The sequence below is a fragment of the Methylobacterium sp. WL103 genome (assembly GCF_008039885.1).
Lineage (GTDB): Bacteria > Pseudomonadota > Alphaproteobacteria > Rhizobiales > Beijerinckiaceae > Methylobacterium > Methylobacterium cerastii.
In genome coordinates this window covers 1-973 of sequence record NZ_VRUX01000998.1, presented here as the reverse complement: position 1 = coordinate 973, position 973 = coordinate 1, and the positions used below count along the sequence as shown (strand labels likewise).

At 65.8% G+C, this 973-nt stretch carries 1 protein-coding gene; it reads right to left on the bottom strand.

Translation table 11 applies throughout. From position 1 onward, the window contains the following. The coding region (locus FV222_RS27305) for a MucR family transcriptional regulator (RefSeq protein ID WP_147816266.1) at window positions 1-455 on the bottom strand (455 nt) is incomplete at its 3' end. Between the last annotated feature and the right edge of the window lie 518 nt (window positions 456-973).

Sequence of the window (973 nt, the reverse complement as noted above, 5' to 3'; positions counted from 1 at the left end):
GCCGGGGCGGGCGCGGCTTCGGGGGCGGCGGCCTTGCCGCGGGTCTTTCGGCGCTGCTGGCCGAGGCCCATCGTCTTGGCGAGTTCCGAGCGGGCGGCGGCGTAGTTCGGCGCCACCATCGGATAGTCGGCCGCGAGGTTCCACTTGTCGCGGTACGCGTCGGGGGTCATGTCGTAGCGCGTGCGCAGGTGGCGCTTGAGCGACTTGAACTTCTTGCCGTCCTCCAGGCAGACGATGAAGTCGGGCGTGACCGAGCGCTTGATCGACACGGCCGGCGTCGGCGGCTCGACCTTCTCGGCGACGCCACCGTTCCCGAGCTGGGCCAGCGTCGCGTGGACCGAGACGATCAGCCCGTTCAATTCCGGGACCGGGACGGAATTCTTGCTGACGAAGGCCGACACGATCTCCGCTGCCAGCGCGATGTAATCCGGCTCCATGCCGTTGTCGTTCATCATCGATCGTTTCCCCGGTCCGACTTCTTTCGACATGTCCGGCGTCGGCGCGACCCGAGAAGTGGGCAATTCTCAGCTGACGCCAGCTTGTCCAGGCAAGGCGGTTATGATGTCGAACATCCCGACGCAATACGCAAGGTCTGTTTCCGTTCGATTAGACTTGATCGAATGGTCTGTAACATGAAAAATCGAGTGTAGCGCGGTGGCCGGAGTGCAGTCGGTCCCCGCGCCGCACCGGTGTCCAGGGGCGCATGCCCTGGTCTAGGCGGCCGGACCCTGGGCGAGCCTCGGTATTAGCCATCGCGTCGCGGTTGCAGACACCCCAATACCCTCGCCCGCGAACCCGAAAACTTCGTTGTGGCGGCAACGATTTTGCGGTCGATTATCGCTGGAAAGCGACTCGCAGGACCCGTCCCGAGGCCCCGCCCGAGAAGAGGCTTGCCCTGGCGCGGCCGGCCCTATTTGAAGAAGCTCGCGGCGCCGACCTCGGCCTGCCCGCCGGATGCGCGCGGGCGATGCGT